Annotated in this window: 24 protein-coding genes; 7 read left to right on the top strand and 17 right to left on the bottom strand. The window is 46.6% G+C overall.

From position 1 onward, the window contains the following. Positions 1–149 precede the first annotated feature (149 nt). The 5 genes from OEY58_09610 to OEY58_09590 are packed head-to-tail and all read right to left on the bottom strand — an operon-like array spanning position 150 to position 3,885. Complete coding sequence (locus tag OEY58_09610; protein ID MDH5325704.1) at positions 150–731, bottom strand: TlpA family protein disulfide reductase; 582 nt, start codon at positions 729–731, stop codon at positions 150–152. Beyond that, positions 716–1,285, bottom strand: a complete 570-nt coding sequence (locus OEY58_09605) for a hypothetical protein (GenBank protein MDH5325703.1) — start codon at positions 1,283–1,285, stop codon at positions 716–718. The genes OEY58_09610 and OEY58_09605 overlap by 16 nt, the downstream gene beginning before the upstream one ends. 20 nt (positions 1,286–1,305) lie before the next feature. Then, positions 1,306–2,901: an amidase family protein gene (locus OEY58_09600; protein ID MDH5325702.1), complete on the bottom strand. Its 1,596-nt coding sequence runs from the start codon at positions 2,899–2,901 to the stop codon at positions 1,306–1,308. A gap of 44 nt (positions 2,902–2,945) precedes the next feature. Next, positions 2,946–3,299, bottom strand: a complete 354-nt coding sequence (locus OEY58_09595) for a TraR/DksA C4-type zinc finger protein (GenBank protein ID MDH5325701.1) — start codon at positions 3,297–3,299, stop codon at positions 2,946–2,948. A 7-nt stretch (positions 3,300–3,306) separates the two neighbouring features. Further along, the gene (locus OEY58_09590; GenBank protein ID MDH5325700.1) at positions 3,307–3,885 is read right to left on the bottom strand and encodes a DnaJ domain-containing protein; all 579 of its coding nucleotides are present in this window, start codon (positions 3,883–3,885) and stop codon (positions 3,307–3,309) included. A gap of 142 nt (positions 3,886–4,027) precedes the next feature. On the opposite strand from OEY58_09590, the gene OEY58_09585 reads away from it, so the two are divergent. Continuing rightward, positions 4,028–4,690: a glutathione S-transferase family protein gene (locus OEY58_09585; GenBank protein MDH5325699.1), complete on the top strand. Its 663-nt coding sequence runs from the start codon at positions 4,028–4,030 to the stop codon at positions 4,688–4,690. A 33-nt stretch (positions 4,691–4,723) separates the two neighbouring features. Here OEY58_09585 and OEY58_09580 read toward each other — a convergent pair whose 3' ends face one another. The 3 genes from OEY58_09580 to pgi all read right to left on the bottom strand — a co-directional run bounded on the left by OEY58_09580 (position 4,724) and on the right by pgi (position 7,698). Next, positions 4,724–5,563 carry a DUF3943 domain-containing protein gene (locus OEY58_09580; protein MDH5325698.1) on the bottom strand — a complete coding sequence of 280 codons (840 nt, stop codon included), beginning with the start codon at positions 5,561–5,563 and terminating at the stop codon, positions 4,724–4,726. Positions 5,564–5,742: 179 nt separating this feature from the next. Further along, positions 5,743–6,042: a hypothetical protein gene (locus OEY58_09575; GenBank protein ID MDH5325697.1), complete on the bottom strand. Its 300-nt coding sequence runs from the start codon at positions 6,040–6,042 to the stop codon at positions 5,743–5,745. A gap of 15 nt (positions 6,043–6,057) precedes the next feature. Beyond that, positions 6,058–7,698, bottom strand: coding sequence for a glucose-6-phosphate isomerase (pgi, locus tag OEY58_09570; GenBank protein MDH5325696.1), 1,641 nt, complete (start codon positions 7,696–7,698; stop codon positions 6,058–6,060). Between the two features lie 139 nt (positions 7,699–7,837). Here pgi and OEY58_09565 point away from each other — a divergent pair, with 139 nt between their 5' ends. Next, on the top strand, positions 7,838–8,164 hold the full coding sequence (locus OEY58_09565) for a non-heme iron oxygenase ferredoxin subunit (protein MDH5325695.1): 327 nt from the start codon (positions 7,838–7,840) through the stop codon (positions 8,162–8,164). A gap of 30 nt (positions 8,165–8,194) precedes the next feature. Beyond that, entirely contained in the window at positions 8,195–9,310 is a 1,116-nt protein-coding gene (locus OEY58_09560) for an anthranilate phosphoribosyltransferase (protein MDH5325694.1), read from the top strand. 34 nt (positions 9,311–9,344) lie between these two features. Here the strand turns inward: OEY58_09560 and OEY58_09555 are convergent, their stop codons facing one another. Continuing rightward, on the bottom strand, positions 9,345–10,304 hold the full coding sequence (locus tag OEY58_09555; protein ID MDH5325693.1) for a pentapeptide repeat-containing protein: 960 nt from the start codon (positions 10,302–10,304) through the stop codon (positions 9,345–9,347). A gap of 107 nt (positions 10,305–10,411) precedes the next feature. Between OEY58_09555 and OEY58_09550 the strand changes: the two genes are divergently transcribed. After that, positions 10,412–10,798, top strand: a complete 387-nt coding sequence (locus tag OEY58_09550; protein MDH5325692.1) for a DUF6164 family protein — start codon at positions 10,412–10,414, stop codon at positions 10,796–10,798. A 30-nt stretch (positions 10,799–10,828) separates the two neighbouring features. Here OEY58_09550 and OEY58_09545 read toward each other — a convergent pair whose 3' ends face one another. Further along, positions 10,829–11,146, bottom strand: a complete 318-nt coding sequence (locus tag OEY58_09545) for a nucleotide pyrophosphohydrolase (protein ID MDH5325691.1) — start codon at positions 11,144–11,146, stop codon at positions 10,829–10,831. A 583-nt stretch (positions 11,147–11,729) separates the two neighbouring features. Continuing rightward, positions 11,730–12,293 carry a hypothetical protein gene (locus OEY58_09540; protein MDH5325690.1) on the bottom strand — a complete coding sequence of 188 codons (564 nt, stop codon included), beginning with the start codon at positions 12,291–12,293 and terminating at the stop codon, positions 11,730–11,732. Positions 12,294–12,564: 271 nt separating this feature from the next. On the opposite strand from OEY58_09540, the gene OEY58_09535 reads away from it, so the two are divergent. Beyond that, positions 12,565–13,017, top strand: a complete 453-nt coding sequence (locus tag OEY58_09535) for a hypothetical protein (GenBank protein ID MDH5325689.1) — start codon at positions 12,565–12,567, stop codon at positions 13,015–13,017. 9 nt (positions 13,018–13,026) lie between these two features. On the opposite strand, the gene OEY58_09530 is transcribed toward OEY58_09535, so the two are convergent. Together OEY58_09530 and OEY58_09525 are read right to left on the bottom strand one after the other, a co-directional pair. Then, entirely contained in the window at positions 13,027–14,361 is a 1,335-nt protein-coding gene (locus OEY58_09530; GenBank protein ID MDH5325688.1) for a Glu/Leu/Phe/Val dehydrogenase, read from the bottom strand. A gap of 40 nt (positions 14,362–14,401) precedes the next feature. Beyond that, positions 14,402–14,653: a zinc ribbon domain-containing protein gene (locus OEY58_09525; GenBank protein MDH5325687.1), complete on the bottom strand. Its 252-nt coding sequence runs from the start codon at positions 14,651–14,653 to the stop codon at positions 14,402–14,404. Between the two features lie 248 nt (positions 14,654–14,901). On the opposite strand from OEY58_09525, the gene OEY58_09520 reads away from it, so the two are divergent. Both OEY58_09520 and OEY58_09515 read left to right on the top strand, forming a co-directional pair. After that, positions 14,902–15,810: a serine hydrolase gene (locus OEY58_09520; GenBank protein MDH5325686.1), complete on the top strand. Its 909-nt coding sequence runs from the start codon at positions 14,902–14,904 to the stop codon at positions 15,808–15,810. A gap of 133 nt (positions 15,811–15,943) precedes the next feature. Continuing rightward, a complete protein-coding gene (locus OEY58_09515) occupies positions 15,944–16,090 on the top strand; it encodes a hypothetical protein (GenBank protein MDH5325685.1) in 147 nt (48 codons plus the stop codon). 18 nt (positions 16,091–16,108) lie between these two features. Here OEY58_09515 and OEY58_09510 read toward each other — a convergent pair whose 3' ends face one another. The 4 genes from OEY58_09510 to OEY58_09495 form a co-directional block, all read right to left on the bottom strand. Next, the gene (locus tag OEY58_09510) at positions 16,109–16,402 is read right to left on the bottom strand and encodes a hypothetical protein (GenBank protein ID MDH5325684.1); all 294 of its coding nucleotides are present in this window, start codon (positions 16,400–16,402) and stop codon (positions 16,109–16,111) included. Between the two features lie 168 nt (positions 16,403–16,570). Beyond that, the gene (locus OEY58_09505) at positions 16,571–17,341 is read right to left on the bottom strand and encodes an MBL fold metallo-hydrolase (protein MDH5325683.1); all 771 of its coding nucleotides are present in this window, start codon (positions 17,339–17,341) and stop codon (positions 16,571–16,573) included. A 239-nt stretch (positions 17,342–17,580) separates the two neighbouring features. Continuing rightward, positions 17,581–18,357 (bottom strand): DUF4395 family protein, encoded by a 777-nt coding sequence (locus OEY58_09500; protein ID MDH5325682.1) that lies wholly within the window; start codon positions 18,355–18,357, stop codon positions 17,581–17,583. Positions 18,358–18,487: 130 nt separating this feature from the next. Further along, positions 18,488–18,691, bottom strand: a complete 204-nt coding sequence (locus tag OEY58_09495) for a cold-shock protein (GenBank protein ID MDH5325681.1) — start codon at positions 18,689–18,691, stop codon at positions 18,488–18,490. Positions 18,692–18,848: the final 157 nt, after the last annotated feature.

Raw genomic sequence — 18,848 nt, 5'->3', positions numbered from 1 at the left:
CCATAATAAACAAAGAGATAGGCTGTTTTTTTGACCCAAAACGACATTCCCGTTTGTCGGCTTAACCGCTCCTCTTATCTGCGCCAAAACGGGTGTAACGAAGCGTTAAGGAAACACTAATGGAATCTTAAGTCCAGACACGACGTCGACTATTGGGTTGGTAAATGATGCAAGAAATTCAGGTACTCCGGTTTTTCCCAATCGCGCCCACCCAGGACAACATAGCGAACCTGTCCTTTGGGATCGACCAAGAATGTCGATGGCAAACCACGAGGTTGCCAAGCCTGGGTCACTCCGCCGTCCAAATCCAACAGCGCCCCCAATTCAGGAGCCACTTCGGCCAGGAAACTAAACACGGTATCTTCGGTTTCGGACGTGTTGATGATAGCAATGTGCCAACCTTTCAGCTTGGGAATGAGCTTTTGAATACTGGGCATTTCCCGTCGACACGGACCACACCAGCTCGCCCAGAAATGCACAAATACCCAATGGCCCCGTGACTGGTTAATATCATACTCGTTGCCATCCATATCGGCTAATTTCAGAGCCGGTGCGGCACGGGGGGCGGCCACAATAATACCTTTCGGTGGGTTTTGGAATGGTTTTTGGGATGACTTTTGCGATGACTTTTGCGATGACTTTTGACTTAGCTCCGTGGCTGCGATCACACCGGGTAAGACAACACCCAGAATCAACCCGGCCACGGTTACTCTGATTATTTCAATTTGCATTGTAATGGTCCTATCGGTACGCGGTATCGCTTTCCCTTACGATTATCGTTTGTAGGAAACTCTATCAACCAAGTGACAGCTTCTTGATGTAAACGCAGAGTCACGTTTCCGCCAACACCTTCTTCCGGAAATAAGCCGCGTTCTTCCGGCAGTAAGGTCCAGCCAAAGGTTGAACGATACGCGGGGGCTAATTGGATCTCATCCCACTGCTGTTGCCAAAAGTGTCTGTCGAGACGCAAGGATTGATCTTTGCTTCCAAATTGCCATTGACTCATATCCAACCAAAGTCTGTTGTTGCTTTTGTTTTGAATAATCACGGTAAAAAAACAGGCTTTGGCGATCCGTTGCTTGGCCATAACAGGAAAACCGCGACCTTCGTAAAACGCCAGCATTTGCTCGGGAGAACGTGGAATAATTTTCACCTCCACAAATTTGTCTTCGTAAATGAGTTCTTGTGGCTGTTCCTTCGTATCAGTCTTCGCAACGAGTACAGCTTGATAAAAGGTACTTGGAAGTAAAAATACCAAAACCATCCAACCCAATTGCCTTTTCATGTTCTGTTGCATCCTAAACCTCAGGGAAACATGGCCGGTGGTTGTCGATGCAGCGTCGCTTGCTCATAAGCGTAGGCCAGTTGAAACAAAAGCGCCTCGGAAAACTCCCGCCCCAAAAACTGGATACCCGTTGGCAACCCGGATTGAGTGAACCCCATAGGTACCGTAATGGCAGGTTGCCCCGTATGGGGGGCAATAACCGGGCTGTTATTACCGTTCGGACTGTCCAGATCACCCAGCAAGCGCGGGGGATTGGTCCAGGTGGGATAGACCAGGGCATCCAATTGTTGTTTGTCCATAGCCCACTGTACCGTGTCACGATAGGATTTGCGCCGGGGATCACCCTCCACATCCACACAAGGAATTTCCTGCTCCTCAGGTGCCACATCCACCGACATTGCCCAATCCATAGCACGTTTGCTGGTTTCGTGAAAAGCGCCGGACTCTACGATTTGTGCCAGGGATTGAACGGGCACTTTATCCCCCATACTTTTAAAGAAACGGTTAATATCATAACGAAACCGACTGCAAAACCCGTTGATTTTGCGCAATTCCGCAAAATTCGGTATGTCCACCGCATCAACGATAACCGCCCCGGCTTTGTGCAGATCGCGAAGCGCACGTTCAAATATTTCCGTAATTTCAAAATCCTCATCTCCCGGTTGCACCAGGGTTCTCAATACACCAATGCGCATGCCTTTGAGACCGGAGCGACTCAATGACTGTGTATAATCCACCGGTAACTTGTCTCTACCTTTTTTGGTAATCGGATCTTCAGGATCGTACGCATCAATCACGGCAAACACCCGCGCCGCGTCTTCCACGGTACGCGTTAATGGACCGGCAACATCTCGATTCATCAGTAAAGGAATGACACCGCTGCGACTGGTACTTCCCAAGGTGGAACGAATACCCACCAAAGCAGTGTGTGATGCCGGCCCCCGAATGGAGTTACCCGTATCCGTTCCCAACCCAACCAAACCGAGATTCGCTGAGATGGCAGCTGCCGTACCGCCACTGGAACCGGCCGGCACTCGATTCAAATCATAGGGATTGCGAGTCTCTCCCGCAGTAGAACTGATGGTGAAATAGGGACTGAATGCCCACTCTGCCATATTGGATTTAGCCAGTACTAACGCACCGGCTTGTTTCAGAGCAGCCACCATAAATGCATCGTTATCCGGAATAAAACTGCGCAACACCTGTGACCCGGCCGTTGTGGGCAAATCTTTGGTGAGGAAATTGTCTTTTACGATCAGAGGAACACAGTGCATGGAACGCAATTTTCCGGAACGCCTAAACTCGCCATCCAGTTTGAGCGCCGTTTCCACCGCCCGTTTGTTAACAAACGTAATGGCGTTTAATTTGGACACGCTATCGTATTGCTTGATGCGGTTTAGGTATTCCCGCACCAGTTCCAGACACGACAATTTACCGTTACGAAATGCTCTATGGACATCACCAATGGTGGCCTCCACCAAAGTGAAGGGTTCATCGCTTGCGCTCGGCCGTGGTGGAGTATAGGTATCCGCATGTCGCAGCGGCACACGCGCGCAGGCGCTGATCGCTACCGCGACAAGAACAATAAGCAACCATTGACTAAATTTGTGGAACATAAACATTACCCGCGAAGTGTTCAAATGATATATATTAATCCAATTCATGTTGTTTGATCTTCAGCACATTGTATGCACAAGGTTGCAGCAGGGTCCACTTCCAACCTCGCTTTGTGCACCGGTTCTTCGCAACGCAGGCAAAAACCGTATTCCCCGGCATCCATCCGAGTCAGTGCAGTTTGAATTTTTTGTAGTTCCTGACTACGCCGGCGTCCGGCTTCCTGTGACATAGCCTGTCCCTGCAAAGCATCCATACGGGATAAACGACCCACTCGGGTTTGATCCAACTCCACCGTTTGCGATGCCTCTTTGTTGGTTTTATCCAGCGCCAGCAATTGCTCCTGTTTTTGCAAAAGTTGACAGCGTAATCGTTCCAGTTCCTGAGCATCAAGACTCATAACTTTCTTACACCTTCCCTAATAGTACTTTGACAGCCTCATTGATGAGCTGAACCGTTTCCTTGTCTCCGCCTCGGTCAGGATGAAACTTCATCACCAAACGTTTGTAAGTGATGCGAATGGTAGCATTGTCCACAGGGTCTTCAAGCCCCAACTGCTCTAAAGCCCATTTACGCTTACCCCAACCGGACAAATGCTCATAAAACGTACTCAGCATTTGCTCAACCTCTGTGGCACTGGTGTTTTTCAGATGAGAAATATCAAGATAGTAGGCGGCAAGTTCATCAAATTCCGTGAGCCCTGATTCCTGCTCGACATAGGGCAGCAACTGGATTTTGAGCGGGCTTATATCCAAATGCCCCTTTTTTTCAAGCCACAAATCATTACGCAATTTATAAAGCACATGAAACAAGATAAAATGTGCCTTAAATAATGAGTGATTATTGTCAAATGCATTTTCTATTTGGGCAGTGTTATAATTGGTTTTGAGGAACTTCATGAATTCGTATTCGCTCAAACCATCAGGGTGCCGCTCGATGACATCCAGCACGACGGACGATAATTCGAGGGTGATGGAATCCGACATGGAACTAACCACGTAGTTGGTAAAACACAATCATGAACCTAATGGTAGCATAGAAAATTCACGTACGTAGACCTCACCATAACTGGACATAGAAACATAGGCAGTGGACGGGTAAGCCCGCAGCAAAGAAGGAAAACCGAATATGACTCCCGAATTGAAATTGATCAGCTTCGCACTGTGCCCTTTTGTGCAGCGCGCACTAATCGTGTTAGCTGAAAAAGGCCTACCGCACCAGATTGAATACATCGACTTGGATAGCCCGCCACCTTGGTTTTATGATGTGTCACCTTTAGAAAAGGTGCCGGTGCTATTGGTGGATAAAGAGCCCCTATTTGAATCCATTCCTATTATCGAGTTTATTGACGACATTTCACCGGGCTCCTTATATCCGAGTGACCCTATGCAAAAAGCCAAACAAAAAGCCTGGATGGAGTTTGGTAACGACATCTTGTCCAGTGTATACAGTTACTATACAACCACAGATGCCATGCTCCACAAACAGCAACGCAACACCATCGTCGATCGATTGGATACCTTGGAAGAGTTTTTATCCGACGGTCCTTTTTTTTCCGGCGCCGAATTCAGTATGGTAGATGCCGTATATGCACCCCTGTTTCGCTATTTAAGTGTTCTAAGCTCATTGTCCGGGGAGGATTTTTTTGACGATCTGCCGGCTATTAAAAAATGGAGCGAGGAACTGCTAAAACGCAACTCTGTGTTAAACAGTGTACCGGCCAGTTATCCCGATGAAATCATTGCCTATGTCCGCAGCCGTAATTCCGTGTTCTCCGCAAAGCTGTCCTGATCATACAGTAAATTTGCGCCCGAAATCGCCGGACTACCACTTCAGACTGATACGCAGGCCCAGCGTTTCCTGAACTTGAACACCAGCCAGTTCACCAACGGGATCAAGATACCTGTTGGCCTCACGACTGGAGAGATGCAACTCCAGATGATCTTTCCAGCCGAAAACGCGCCTGAATTTATTGTTCAAGCTACCGATGGGGTCGGTTAGAAATAATATGATGCCATCACTGGTGGATCGCGTAATGGGACGTTTGTTTTTGATGGGTTGGCGCACCCGCATAAAAAATTCACCCACCATTTTTCCAAAGGTAGGCGTAACAATCATATCTTGAATGGAGACCGGTTCAGCCAATGCTTCCAAACCCAGCTCCCAGGAAGTGGACATCATCACCGTATACCAAAAAGCAGTCTTGGGATCGTAACCCCGTTCCCTGGCGCGTACATAATAGGTACCGCCAAAGTAAGGATGACCGACATAATTGATGTACCACCGATCCTGGTCCCATTCCGGATGGGTGACATTGTAACCCCACTTGTCAAACGGGTTGCCGTGTTTTTGTTCGGTGCTCCAACCCGATTCGTCCTCCGGTAATACGTAAATCAAACCGAGAAAAAACACTTGGTAGGAGAAAAAGTACAATGAATCGGATATCAGTCCTTTTTTATCGGGTGTGTTAATTGTTGTGCTGGAATCCGCATCGTCAGGATCAGGTACAACATCGATCGCTACAACATCGATCGCAGGTGCAACATCGATCGCAGGTGCAACATTGATCGAATGTGCAAAACAGGAGAATAAAAACAAACCTGTACAGACCAATAAAACGGCCCAACGTGAAAAACGCTTAATACTCCGATTTGTGCCGCTCATTGAGCTATCACTCAGACTTTTCCCAAGCAATTCCAAAATAAGTGCCAAATTACTCTGTCATCACTAATACACATCCTCTACAGTAACTATAGTAAAATCAATGCTGCTATTTTTCCGTTTTTATTGATTTACCTCATAGTCTACGGCGATGACAGATTGACTTACCGGCCCGGTGTAGGCTACTTGATTTCTTCGATGTAGGTTCGCCCCACCGGTGTTTGCACATACACGGACTTACCGTCCACCCTGGCCCAAAAGTAGTAATAGCCTTTTTGCGGGTCACTGGTGACTTTACCGTCTTTCACTGTCCAGGATTTGACGTGGCTACCGTCAGCATAAGTAACCCGGTAATCCCCTTCCAGCCACGTCACCCCCAAACGGGACAATTTATTCTGCTGTTCTTCTGAACACCCAAATAGAACCACAGCAAGAACAACGCCGCTGATCACTTTGACTGACCAATCATAGAAATAGGACATTTTTCGCTCCAACCACTATCGATTATCAAAAATGTAGTTTAACAAACCCGCAGTGGAAGCGTCATGCTCCTTAGTGACTTTACCAGATTTTAACTCTTCCAAAACATTGGATGCCAGTTGTTTTCCCAATTCCACACCCCACTGATCGAAGGAATTGATACCCCAAAGGACTCCCTGCACGAATATTTTATGTTCATACAAAGCCACTAGTTTTCCTAGGGCTTGTGGGGTTAAAGCAGGAAATAGTAAAGAATTGCTGGGCTTGTTACCGGGAAATATTTTGTGCGGCGACAAAGCGTCGATTTGCTCGGTACTCATGCCTTTACTTTCCAATTCGGCACGAGCCTCAGCCTCGGTTTTACCTTTCATCAGCGCTTCGGTTTGCGCGAGAAAATTGGCTGTTAAATAATCATTATGCCCTTCCAGGGGATATTGGCTGTGTATCGGCATGATAAAGTCGCAGGGGATCAAACGATCGCTTTGATGTACCAGTTGAAAAAAGGCATGTTGACCGTTGGTCCCCGGCTCGCCCCAAACAATAGGCCCGGTTTCATAATCCACCTCACTGCCCTGTTTATTGATACGTTTACCGTTACTCTCCATATCACATTGTTGCATATAGGCAGCAAAACGGTGTAAAGACTGATTATAGGGAAATATGCCATGGGTCTCGGCGCCGAAAAAATTAATATACCAAACCCCCAGAAGTCCTAGAATGACCGGCATATTCTCGGAAAATGGTGCACTACGAAAATGCTGATCCATTTGCCAGGCACCATCCAATAATTCCCGGAAATGTTGTTCGCCAATCGATATCATGATGGACAGCCCAACTGCCGACCATAGCGAATAACGACCTCCCACCCAATCCCAAAACCCAAAAACATTATCACTATCGATACCAAACTCTGCCGTAGCATCCAGATTGGTGGACACCGCCACAAAGTGCCGCGCCAAAGCTGACTCCTCATTGTGGTGAGACAAAAACCACTGCCTGGCGCTGTTGGCGTTGGCCATGGTCTCCTGAGTTGTAAAGGTTTTGGAAGTCACAATAAACAAACTGGTTTCGGGATCCAACCGTTGCAACACCGCGCCCAAATCTGCTCCATCCACATTGGAGACAAAATGCATATTCAAATCGCCGCTGCTAAAAGGCCGTAGTGCCTCGGTTACCATTTTGGGCCCCAGATCAGATCCACCGATGCCAATATTCACCACATCCGTTATACGTTTAGCGCTGTAACCTTGCCACTCACCGGATCGCACCTTGGTGGCAAACACCCCCATACGTTCCAATACCCCGTGCACCTCCGGCATCACATTCTCATTGTCCACACACACCGGTTCTCCGGAACGATTGCGTAAGGCCGTATGCAAGACTGCTCGATGTTCAGTAAAGTTGATTTTTTCGCCTTCAAACATGCGATGGATTTCTTGGCTCAATCCCACTTCCTGTGCCAATTGGAGCAGTAGCTCCAGGGTTTGAGTAGTAATACGGTTTTTTGAGAAATCCAGAAAAAAGTCATCCACCTGTAAACTGAACCGGGAAAATCGGTCACTGTCTTTGGCAAACAGCTCTCGCATGTGGAGATTTTTAAGAGTCGACCAATGTATTTGCAATGATCCCCAAGCGGAGCTGTCTGTTATAGAATTCACTGTAGCATTTTCCTTCTTTCCGTGGTTCCGGCTACAAGTGTAGCAGTTCCAGGACACCACCTGAGAGCAGAATCTCCTAGCCCCCCGTCGCTACCACCAGTGAGATATGGATTTTTTTGTTGTCGGACAGATACAATAGATGCCCATGGAAAACCACAACATACGAATAGCTCACATCGCCGAATTCGAGCCCGGAACGATGAAATGTTTCCGTATTGGAGAAAAACGTCTACTCATTGCCTATAGTGAGGGACAGTTTTTTGCTGTCGATGAGATGTGCACTCATGAAGATGCTTCACTTTGCACCGGGTCTTTGAAAAACCACTACGTAAAATGCCCACTGCACGGCAGTCGCTTCGACTTAAATAGCGGAGAAGCTCTGGACGACCCGGCAGACGAACCTTTGCGTACTTACCCCATTGAAATCATTGATGGTGAAATTTTTGTTAATTTAAACGACCTCTGACCAGAGGCTGCCAGACAGGACTTTTCTCAAATGCCGAACCCAAGTACCGACCTTTACTCCGACCCACTGGCCACCATGCGCTCTGTTATTCAGCGAGTGGCAACCGGTCCGGAATTGAGCAAAAACATTTCTCTGGAGGAAGCGAAAGCCGCCACCCGGTTTGTGTTGGACCAAACCGTTGACCCGGTTCAAGCTGCCGTGTTTCTCATTGGTCTGCGCATGAAACGGGAGACCGATGACGAGATGAAAGGTGTACTGGAAGCCATTTGCGAGTCCACTCCCCCAACCTCCGTTGAAGCGGACGAAGTTGTGGCTTTGGCAGACCCCTATAACGGTTACAATCGTTGCGTTCCTGCAGCACCGTTTGTACCGGCCGTACTGGCGGCCTGCGGGGTCGCGGCCTATACCGAAGGTGTGGAGAAAATGGGACCTAAATGGGGAGCCACTCACCACCAGATTTTGGCGGCAGCCGGTATCGATGTGAATCTTAGCAGCCAACAAGCAGCTGCCCGCCTAAGCGACAGCCGTATTGCATGGACTTACATCGATCAAAAGGTATTTTCACCTAAATTGTATCAATTGAGCGAACTGCGTCGTCTCATGGTAAAGCGGCCCTGTCTCACCACCATTGATGTGTTGACCGGACCCTTGCGGGGACGTCAAAAAACCCACTTAGTGACAGGTTATGTCCATAAACCCTACCCCCGTATTTATGCCATGCTGGCACGGCATTCCGGCTTCGACAGTGCCCTGTTGATACGCGGTGTGGAAGGGGGGATCACACCGTCATTACGTCAAACCGGAAAATGTTTTTATTATCATGATAACAATGCAGAACAGGATCAAGACTTAAATCCGACGGAATTGGGCATCAGCCAGGAGCTGAGGGCCGCCCCCTTACCCGAGAACCTACAACGCCAAGATGATGACAGCACCGTAGCAGCAGACATTCCTGCACTGGCTAAAACCGCAGCACAAATGGGTTTGGCTGCTTTACGGGGAGAAGCAGGGATCACTCGGGATGCATTGATTTACAGCGGTGCTCTGTGTTTGTGGCATGTCAAAGGCACTCCCCTACCTCAAGCGGCAGATCAAATCCGCGCTGTACTGGATAACGGTAAGGCTTTACAGCATTTTCAAGCCTAGCCCTGGCGCCGGCCGAAATCAGTAAGGTCGGAGGCTAACGACCGTAACCTGCATCATCAATGGGTAACTCGGAAGGTACCGTGCCTTCCAATATGGCGTCACTAAAATCCGCGCTACGGATATCCGCGTTCATGAGCAAAGCATTGCTGAGATCCGCATGCACCAGTAAGGCATTCTGCAAATTGGCAAAGGAAAAGTCTGCACCGACCAAGCTGGCGCCTTCTAACTGCGCCTCCACCATATAAGCTCGATAGAAAGAAGCGCCGCTCAAGTCCGCATTCATAAACTTGGATTTGTATAAATAGGCATCCTTAAACTTAGCCGAATACAAATTGGAAAAACTGAAGTCCACGGATTCCAACGTAGCCAGCGTAAAATTAACTTGCGCCAGGCGAGCCCCTTGAAAATTAGCTTGGTTAAGTATTGACCACTCCAGGTTCGCTTGATCCATCTGTGCATCCATTAACCGGGCTCGACTTAAATCCACGCCCAACATGTTGACACCACGAAGATCCGCTCCGGACAAATCGGCTCCCGCCAATACAGCGCCAACCATTTTGCTGTCTTTCAGGTCCAGTTTAGCCAACAAAGCATTACTTAAATCGGCTGCGATAAAGTCACACCTGGAAACCTTAGCGGCCGTAAAAGAGACACCGCGCGCCTCTGCCCCTACAAAACCGGTTCCGCGCAATTCTGCTTGAGCAAAATTAGCATCCGTAAGCAGTGCACCGTGAAATAAAACGTCTTTTAGTTTGGTTTTGCTGAAATTACTTCCACGCAAGTCGGAGAAACGCAAATCCACTCCGGTCAATTGCAAGCCGCTGAAATCTGCACCACACAGATTGGCTCCCGATGCGATATCCTTCAGTTCGGGCCTGCCTCCGTTTTGGAACTTCCCGGTACAATCGCCTCCAGCCCATACACCGGTACTCCCGGTACTCCCGGCCACAAAAGCCCCTACCACTAAAACCGCTATAATGACCGACCTTATCATGATCCCCGCTTCTTCTTGTGTATGGCTTGTGTATAAAAAGGACTAGTAAAATTATAGAATGTTGCAGGCTAATTGTAACCAGTTTTATTTAAACACCTTAGGAACTTATGAGTAAAAGATTATTCTCCTACCCAATGGATGCGGATCGGGAAGCCGAGGGCATGAAAAAAGTGCTGGAACAGCATCACATTGACTATTATGAAACTCCGGGCAATCGCTGGGGCTTTAGCAATGCGGCATTGTGGATTAAGGACGCCCAGGACTTCGAAAAGGCCCAATCCCTGTTTGATGAGTATCAGCAAGAATATGCGCAAATAGCGCGAAAAAAGTACAAGCAAGAGACGGGATATGACCCTAACGCACCACTGACTCAACGCATAGGATTCACGTTAGTGCGCTTGCTCCAAAACAAAGGATCATTGTTGCTACTGATTTTTACCGTTGTTCTTGTTTTTTTGTATTTACGAATGTTTCTATCATTGTTTTCCAAATAGCAAGGCTAAAAACATTGCTTAATTTCTGCGTCAATATTCGTTATATTTTTTAGAACTGCCTTTGACCTTATCGACAGGGTACTTGTTTTTATTTATTTGGATTTTCTCTTTGACGGCCGACAATAATTCTATATCCAGTTGGTCGGCGATTCGAACCAGGTAAATGAGTATATCTGCCATCTCATAGCGCACTTGATCCCGCTTATCCGACTCCAACGCATAGCTTTGGGGTTCGGTCAGCCATTGAAAATGTTCTACCAACTCCGCCGCCTCTTTGACCAATGCCATACTTAAATTTTTAGGTGAATGAAACTGCTCCCAATCCCGCTCCTGTGCAAATTGTCGCAGTGGAATCTTTAATTTCTCCAGCGGGTCTCCATCTAAAGCAGATTGAATGATTTTATTAACCGCTTTGCTTATATGCGGATCTTTCGACATCAATGAATCTCCAACTTTGGTGAAAAATCAGGTTACAATTAAGGTTATATTAAGGTTAACAGCGTTAACTACACAGGCCTGAATGTTCATTGCGTCATTCAGGTCCCCTACAGCCCGTTTCAGTGCCTGGACGGGCTGTATTCTTTTCTGCTCTTATAAAACAAAAATAGTGTCCATCAAAGATCAATTGTTAAGCACGTGTTCAGATTTTGTGTCGTATACTGAATCCGCTTCTACAGTAACACACGGATGAAAGTTACATCTAGATGCCCCCTTGGACAAGCCCGCGCCCCCGCGGGCTTGTTTTTATCTGCGGCTTTTTTGTTAACACATTTGAAAACTAAATTTTTTATAGTTGGGGCAAATCATTAAGCTTGTATTCAGGTTTGAAGCAATAAAATAAACCCAGCTTCTACTAAATGACAACGGGAATGTTGTCATGCTAGATGCCCCCTTACAAGCCCGCGCCCCCGCGGGCTTTTTCTGTTTACCACTACTCAGTTGGCTTTTGTTTCAATGTAATCATTTTCTGCCATTGTGACCTACTAAGATACCGACCCGGTATAGGAAAAATTCCCGGCACTTGCTCACAGTAACTGAGGTAAGTGGCACCATATAACTCGCACAGTTTCCGATCCTCCAATTTAGAACCGATATAAAAATACAAACTGAGCAGAATAGCACTGCACAAGAACAGACTATCCATATCACGACTCCAAATATAAACCAACGCCAAAAAATACCAGGGGTGGCGCACATAGCGATGCCATTGGGTTAAAGCCATGGGCCCAGGGTCAGAATGCTGATTCCATTGCCGCAATCCGGCAAACTCCTGCAAATCATAACCTTTAGAACTGAGATAAAAGCCCAGCACCACCATTGCGGTGATGAAGATTTGAACGTACAACCACCCACCGTCCCAACGCCACAAAATCGGAGCTTGATATACGGCCAAAAACCAGGCGATGGGCATTAGTAACAGCAAGGACAGCAAATTAAAGCTCAAACGATAGTACCGAGGTACCAGCGGATGGAGGCGATACAGTCGGCTTTTCACTGAATTAGCCGCTAACGTTGAATGAATTATATAATAAATCAACCACATAGATGACAAAACCCAAAAATCACTAGAACTGTTCAATGTCTTTCACCCGTCTTTCATCCGGTAACTGTGGTAATTTCTTACAATTGTTATACAATTTAGATCTGAACCTCAGGGGCTAATCCAGGAAACCTTACAAACGCCTGGATCATAATTAAAAGATTATAATATTCAAGTGGACTACTTAACCATTTACATTAGTACGATAGCGGCTACCATTCTGCTCATGTCAGTTTGGGTCGGCTTACGCTGCTATAAAAACGAAGGTTTACGACCGTTTCGTTCCCTGTGGTCCGTACTCATAGAAATGACAGTGTGCTCGGTTGGTTACGGGGTGTTTTTATTTGTTGTCACCTTGGCCATTGGCGTAGCTATCTGGTTGCTTTTATTAGGTTTTGTCTACATACCGGCAGACTTATACCACAACACCATTGGCGGCCAGGCCATGGAGCAGTTAGTCAACAAGATTTCGCCCTATATTCACCGCAGCCATGACACCCCAGGCATCACCGGTCAGCCCATATTGGACTATTGCACCTTAAGCGTGTTGATATTGGCGCCCCTGGCTGGAATCTGGGCAACGTTTAATAACCACAAACCGAAGAAAAAACCGCCTCCCGCCTCACCGCCGGATAATTCACCCGACGAGAGCCACTCCAGCCCCACAACAACGCCTTGATCGCCCCCGCTAGGGCCAAATTCCGCGCTCCAATGTGACATGCGCCAGCCGTTCTACAGCCAACATCATAGCAGCCGTACGCAAATTGACAGGATCTTCACTCGGTTTTTGTTCCTGTTCCTGCAGCATTTTTTTCCAGCGATCCACCACAGCGTCAGCTGCCCGGTTCATTTTCAAACGCAGTTTCTTGTTAACCTCGTCAAAATCCCATTCTTCATTTTCGATGTTTTGCACCCATTCGAAATAGCTCACCGTCACCCCTCCGGCGTTGGCAAGAATATCCGGGATCACAAACACGCCTCGCCTGGCTAAACTATCATCAGCTGCTAAGGTGGTCGGGCTGTTAGCCGCTTCAACAACCATTTTGGCCTGCACACGATCCACATTGGACAGACGAATCTGACAACTCAAGGCGGCGGGGATCAGAATATCACAGGGGATAGTCAACAAATCTTCATTGGTAATCGTCAAAGTGTCCGGTAATCCCACCACAGAACCGTGCTGCGCCTTGTAAGCGAGAGCGGCAGAAATATCCAGACCCTTTTCGTTGTATATCCCACCTTGGGAATCACTGACGGCAACAATTACGGCACCGGCCTCAGCAAACAAAGTGGCAACCGCTTCGCCCACATTGCCAAATCCCTGTACCGCGATGCGTGCGCCTTCAACGCTTTCCATGTCGGTAATCAGCTGGTTAGACAATACTCTTTGAGTGGCGTACAGCACCCCCCGCCCGGTGGCGTCCTGTCTTCCCACCGAACCCCCAATTTCCAAAGGTTTTCCCGTAACCACAGGCAGATTGTTTCTTCCCGGATGCATCATGTCGTAGGTATCGTATACCCAGGCCATGGTTTGCGCATCAGTATACAAATCCGGCGCGGGAATATCGGTATGAGGACCGATGTTGTCGCCCAGTTCGGTAATAAAGCGGCGGGTGATACGCCGTAATTCGCGCAGACTGAGTTCTTTGGTGTTGCAAGCCACACCACCCTTGGCACCGCCAAACGGAACCCGTATCAAAGCGCATTTCCAGGTCATCAACTCCGCTAATGCTACTACGGACTCGGCAGTGACATCGGGATGAAACCGAATTCCACCTTTGCCCGGACCCAAAACCCGGTTATGTAACACCCGATGACCTTTGAATATCTGCACCGATCCGTCATCCATCTCAATGGGAAAACAGACCGATATCGTGCGTTTGGGAGAATTAAGAAAACCGATAACACCGCGTTTCATATCATCCAAATGCTCTATGGCCCGCAATAACTGGGCTTGGGTGATATGCAAAGGATCCAGGTCTTCAGCTGGCTCAAGTTTTTCCACATCCACCGGTTTATTCACTGTCACCTCAGCTTAGCCCATCTATTTGAGCCCCGTTAAATCACATCAGACTGCAACCACCGCCGCAACATGGCCCTTGCCCACACGGAGGAGTGGTCTCACCTAAGCGTCCGCTTTTAACAATTTGTCCGCCAGTTGCCAATTTATGTACAGGTGTATCTGACGGGGTCGTACCGGGATCAATTCCGGCTTTTTGACAAAGCTCGCCCCAGCTGCGTATCTCATCGGCCATGGAATGGCGAACTTCAATGACCCGTTCATTGAAGTCGCACTTGTAGTCATATGTGGGCATGTCTAAACTCCCTATTTATAAATTTAACACATTCTTTATACATACCGATTTTCGCCAGTGTGCTATTCTATGTATGCATTTGTATCGTAAAGTATTTTTCACTTCCCATTACACACCTGATATTGGGAACGCTTTAGTTTTCTTTAGTTAATAGCTATTCACTCCGATATACCCAAGAAGGGGGTGGATACAGGCATAGCGGATGCAAATAACATATGATTGAACATTAACAGATTCAAGGTAATTCTATGTTACGCCAAGGAATAATTATCACCACATGTATATACCTGCTCGCCGCTGTATCAGTGGGTTGGGCCGGTGAAACTCCGTTTGTGGATAGTCGCATCTTAAAAAAATTTCTAGATCCGAACCAGTTAAAATTACACTCCAGCACCGTTATCGTTAAAGACAGTCGAGAACAAGTCACTTTATACAGCAAAAATTCCAGGGAATCTCTGGCCATGGCATCTATCACAAAATTGATGACTGCCATGATTGTACTGGACTCTAACCAGGCGTTGGATGAATACATAACCATTTTGCGCGAAGACAAAGATCGTTTGCGTTGGTCCCGTTCACGTTTGAAATACGGTTCCATACTCACCCGGGGAGAATTGTTGCAGTTGGCTCTCGCCGCTTCTGAAAATCGCGCAGCGTCGGCTCTGGCCCGCACCTACCCCGGCGGAAAGGCAGCGTTCATCAAAGCCATGAACCGAAAAGCGCAAATACTGGGTATGCACAATACGACATTCGCAGATGCCTCCGGCTTACACCCCGACAATGTAGCCAGTGCCAATGACTTGATTATTTTGCTGGAAACCGCTTACTACTACCCGTTGATTCGCAGCATGAGTACCGTCGATAAAGGCGAGGTTCTGAATGCCAGAAACAACCATTCCATAAAGTTTATCAACACAAACCGACTGCTACGTAGCGACAGCTGGAAAATCGACTTAAGTAAAACGGGGTTTACCTCAGATGCAGGTTATTGCCTGGTTATGTTTGCTGAAATTGCCGAACGTCCCGTGACCATTGTGCTGCTCAATTCATGGGGCAAATACAGCAAATACGGCGACGCCAACCGAATTCGCAATTGGATACTTGCCAATTTCAAAAAAGCCAAGCGTTATTATTCCAATGTAGCAAATAACATTTAACTGTTAACAACGTCACTGTTTGTTCGTTCGCTGACGTCCCCTTCCCGGTCTGTGACACGTTTCACGGCACAATTCCCACCACTTGTTATAGTTAGTGAGTTTTCATCTCGCCTGGTGTCAAAGGGGTAGTCATATGTTGCGTAACATTAAAAAGCTGCTGCTTAACTTGTTTTTGCATATAACAGAAGAAGTAACAGACCGCATCACCTGGAAACGCGAGCCTGTGTTTCACAAAAGCGACGCGGAAACCGAAGATTCAATTACTATCGACTTTGATTGAGGCAATCCATCGGTAACGTCAAGAAAACATCATTTCCATATCCAACTCACCGGATGCATCGGACCACATGAGCGTGCCGCCGGTTTCACGAAATTTTTTCAAAATATTACGGACAAAACAGAAAGCCAAACACATAGACTGGAATGAATCCACACCATTCACATGGTAGGTATTATCCAGTAAACCGTCGATGGTAATCTCATTGCTCCATTCTCCGCCTTCCTGGACCGGGGCACTGATTTGAATAGTCACCGCCAATGTCTGACCGGCGTTGGTAATGCAATGCAGTTTTCTCTCAATTAAGGCTTCCACGGGCCCCCAACCTCCTGTTTGTATTCACAATGTGTGTGCCAGTGGAAAACATCCGTGAGAATTGATGCTTAAAACCGGTGCCAAAATTCCCAATTATTCAAGCAGATAATATGCCAGAGCATCAACATTCAAAATCGTGTGAAAATACCAGTAAAACCGCAAGAAAACCTAAGGGAGTTTGTAGTGTTGTTGAAACAGATTATCAATGCCACATTCCAATTGTTCAAACCAGTTTAAAAATTCGTTGATTATTTCTTTACCCTGAAAGGGCCGGCCATGTTGAGGCACAATCATCTCCGGATCCAACTCTCGAATCATATTAACCCATAATCGGCACACTTTATTGGAAACCATATAACGTCGATGGAAACCACTCATTTTGGCAATATGTTTTTTAAAATCCTGTACCGGTCGATTCGGTTCAGCATCAACCAAGGAAGCGCCAACATCACCGGAAAATAATATTTTGCTGCTGCAATCATAAAAATGAAAGTTACCGACGGAATGGAGAAAATGTGCCGGAATGGCTTTGATGGTTGCATCACCCAATTTAATATTGGCGCCTTCGTCCGGTATTGGAACAATTCTTCCTTGGCCTTTTTCTTTCATATAACCTGGAACCAGATGGGGAATGAATCGATGCCATAGTTTGGAAATGACTATTTTGGCATCGCTGTAAATCAGCCATTTATCCAGGGAAGAAACTATGTCCGGATCCTGATGTGTTGCAAAAACAAAATCCACATCTTTAACACGAACGTATTTGGCAATGGCCATACTCAAGGGCATATAGGTCAGATCACCACCGGGATCGAATACCGCGGAATGATCTTTGTTCACAATGACCAATTGATTGGATTGTATGCCTTCACCGGTGACCAAATCGGTAAAAGTCATGACTTTGTGACCGTCACTTTCATAAAGAATATTTGCCTGCATAATGGCTCCCCAAGCACAAAGAGCCTGCCAGACCTCGGTAATGATAATGAAACCCGGCAAGCTCTATATTATTGTAATAACTGAGTATGTATTTACTGCCAATGTTTTAAACAACGCATGACAGATATTGCCTTTGTACTATTATGACATTTTATGTTGTCGCATCACTTGATATAAATCAATCCAAAAAAAACGGCCACTTATGTGTGGCCGTTTGAAACTTCATTTGAGTCGTATCGTTATGCTTCGCACAACTGTTTGGCTCTGTCATACGCACCCACATTGAATATTTCACTAACACCGTGATGCTTGAGTTTTTCTGCAGCAATATGACTTCGAGTCCCACTATTGCAAAAAACCAAACAAACTTTTTCCCGATAGGTTTCCAAATGGTGTTGTAGATCTTCCAAAGGCAAATTGATCGCACCCTGAATAGAGTCCTTCTCATATTCATTGGGACTGCGCACATCCACCAGCATGGCGCCTTGTTGTAATAAAGATTTGGCATTGTCCAGATCAATAGGAGCATGCCATTTACCTAACAACCGCATCAATCCTTCATACATCCACGACAAGGTACAAAAATGCGTGAAAATGACGATAGCTTGTAGAAATAACAACATCACACCGACAACGATCGCAGCCACATTAAAACCCAACAGAAACAAACTGGCTGCAGCCACATTCATTACGCCGGCTGCAAAACAAGCCAGACGACGCTGGAAGGGGTTTTCCGGTAGCTTTACCGCTGAGAACATGTAACGCACTGCGTGATTGTATAATAAATCCATGGGGTGTTTAGCCGGAAAGAAAAATGCCCAGATTCCCAAAAATGCCACGGCATACAAAACAACCGGTAACTGGTAATACAAGGCAAATGCGGTAATAAGGGAACAAACCGCCGGGGTAAACCGCAAGCCCCATTCAAGCTGCTTTAACTCTGTCGGGGTAAATTGTTGATATCCTTGCTGAAATAAACTTTTTTGCTGAAACGTCAAGTCACACGATTTTGCCATTTTGTCCACCTGAATGAGTACGAAGCCAGTATATTAGCAATCTCTTATATTCTCGTCAAGCGCTCAACCATTTCTATTTTGCAAAAAAAAGCCCGCTGCAAGCGGGCTTTGAGTTGTTTAATTCGTGGTTTCAATCAGGCATCACTTTGGCAGCCTGTAAACCTTTGGGGCCGTTTTCCGTTTCATAGCTTACCTTCTGCCCTTCATGGAGCTCTTTAAACCCTGATCCCTGAATTGCCGAATAGTGTACGAATACATCCTTACTCCCGTCATTGGGTGTAATAAAGCCGTAACCTTTATCTTTGTTAAACCATTTTACAATGCCGTTGTTCATATAGAAAAGTTCCTTACCAATTGAAATATAACTGAAAAAAATACTGCTTATTCGTGAATCGTGCTGGGTTTCTTCGAGGGACATTGCGGTTGAACGACGTTACTAATGGCACCGGAAAAATCGATCTAAAAACGCAGATATTCATTAAAAAGTATAA

Source organism: Gammaproteobacteria bacterium, from assembly GCA_029882975.1.
Lineage (GTDB): Bacteria > Pseudomonadota > Gammaproteobacteria > SZUA-152 > SZUA-152 > JAJDNG01.
Note: the sequence above shows the minus strand (reverse complement) of the source record. Positions and strands in the feature narration are given on the sequence as shown.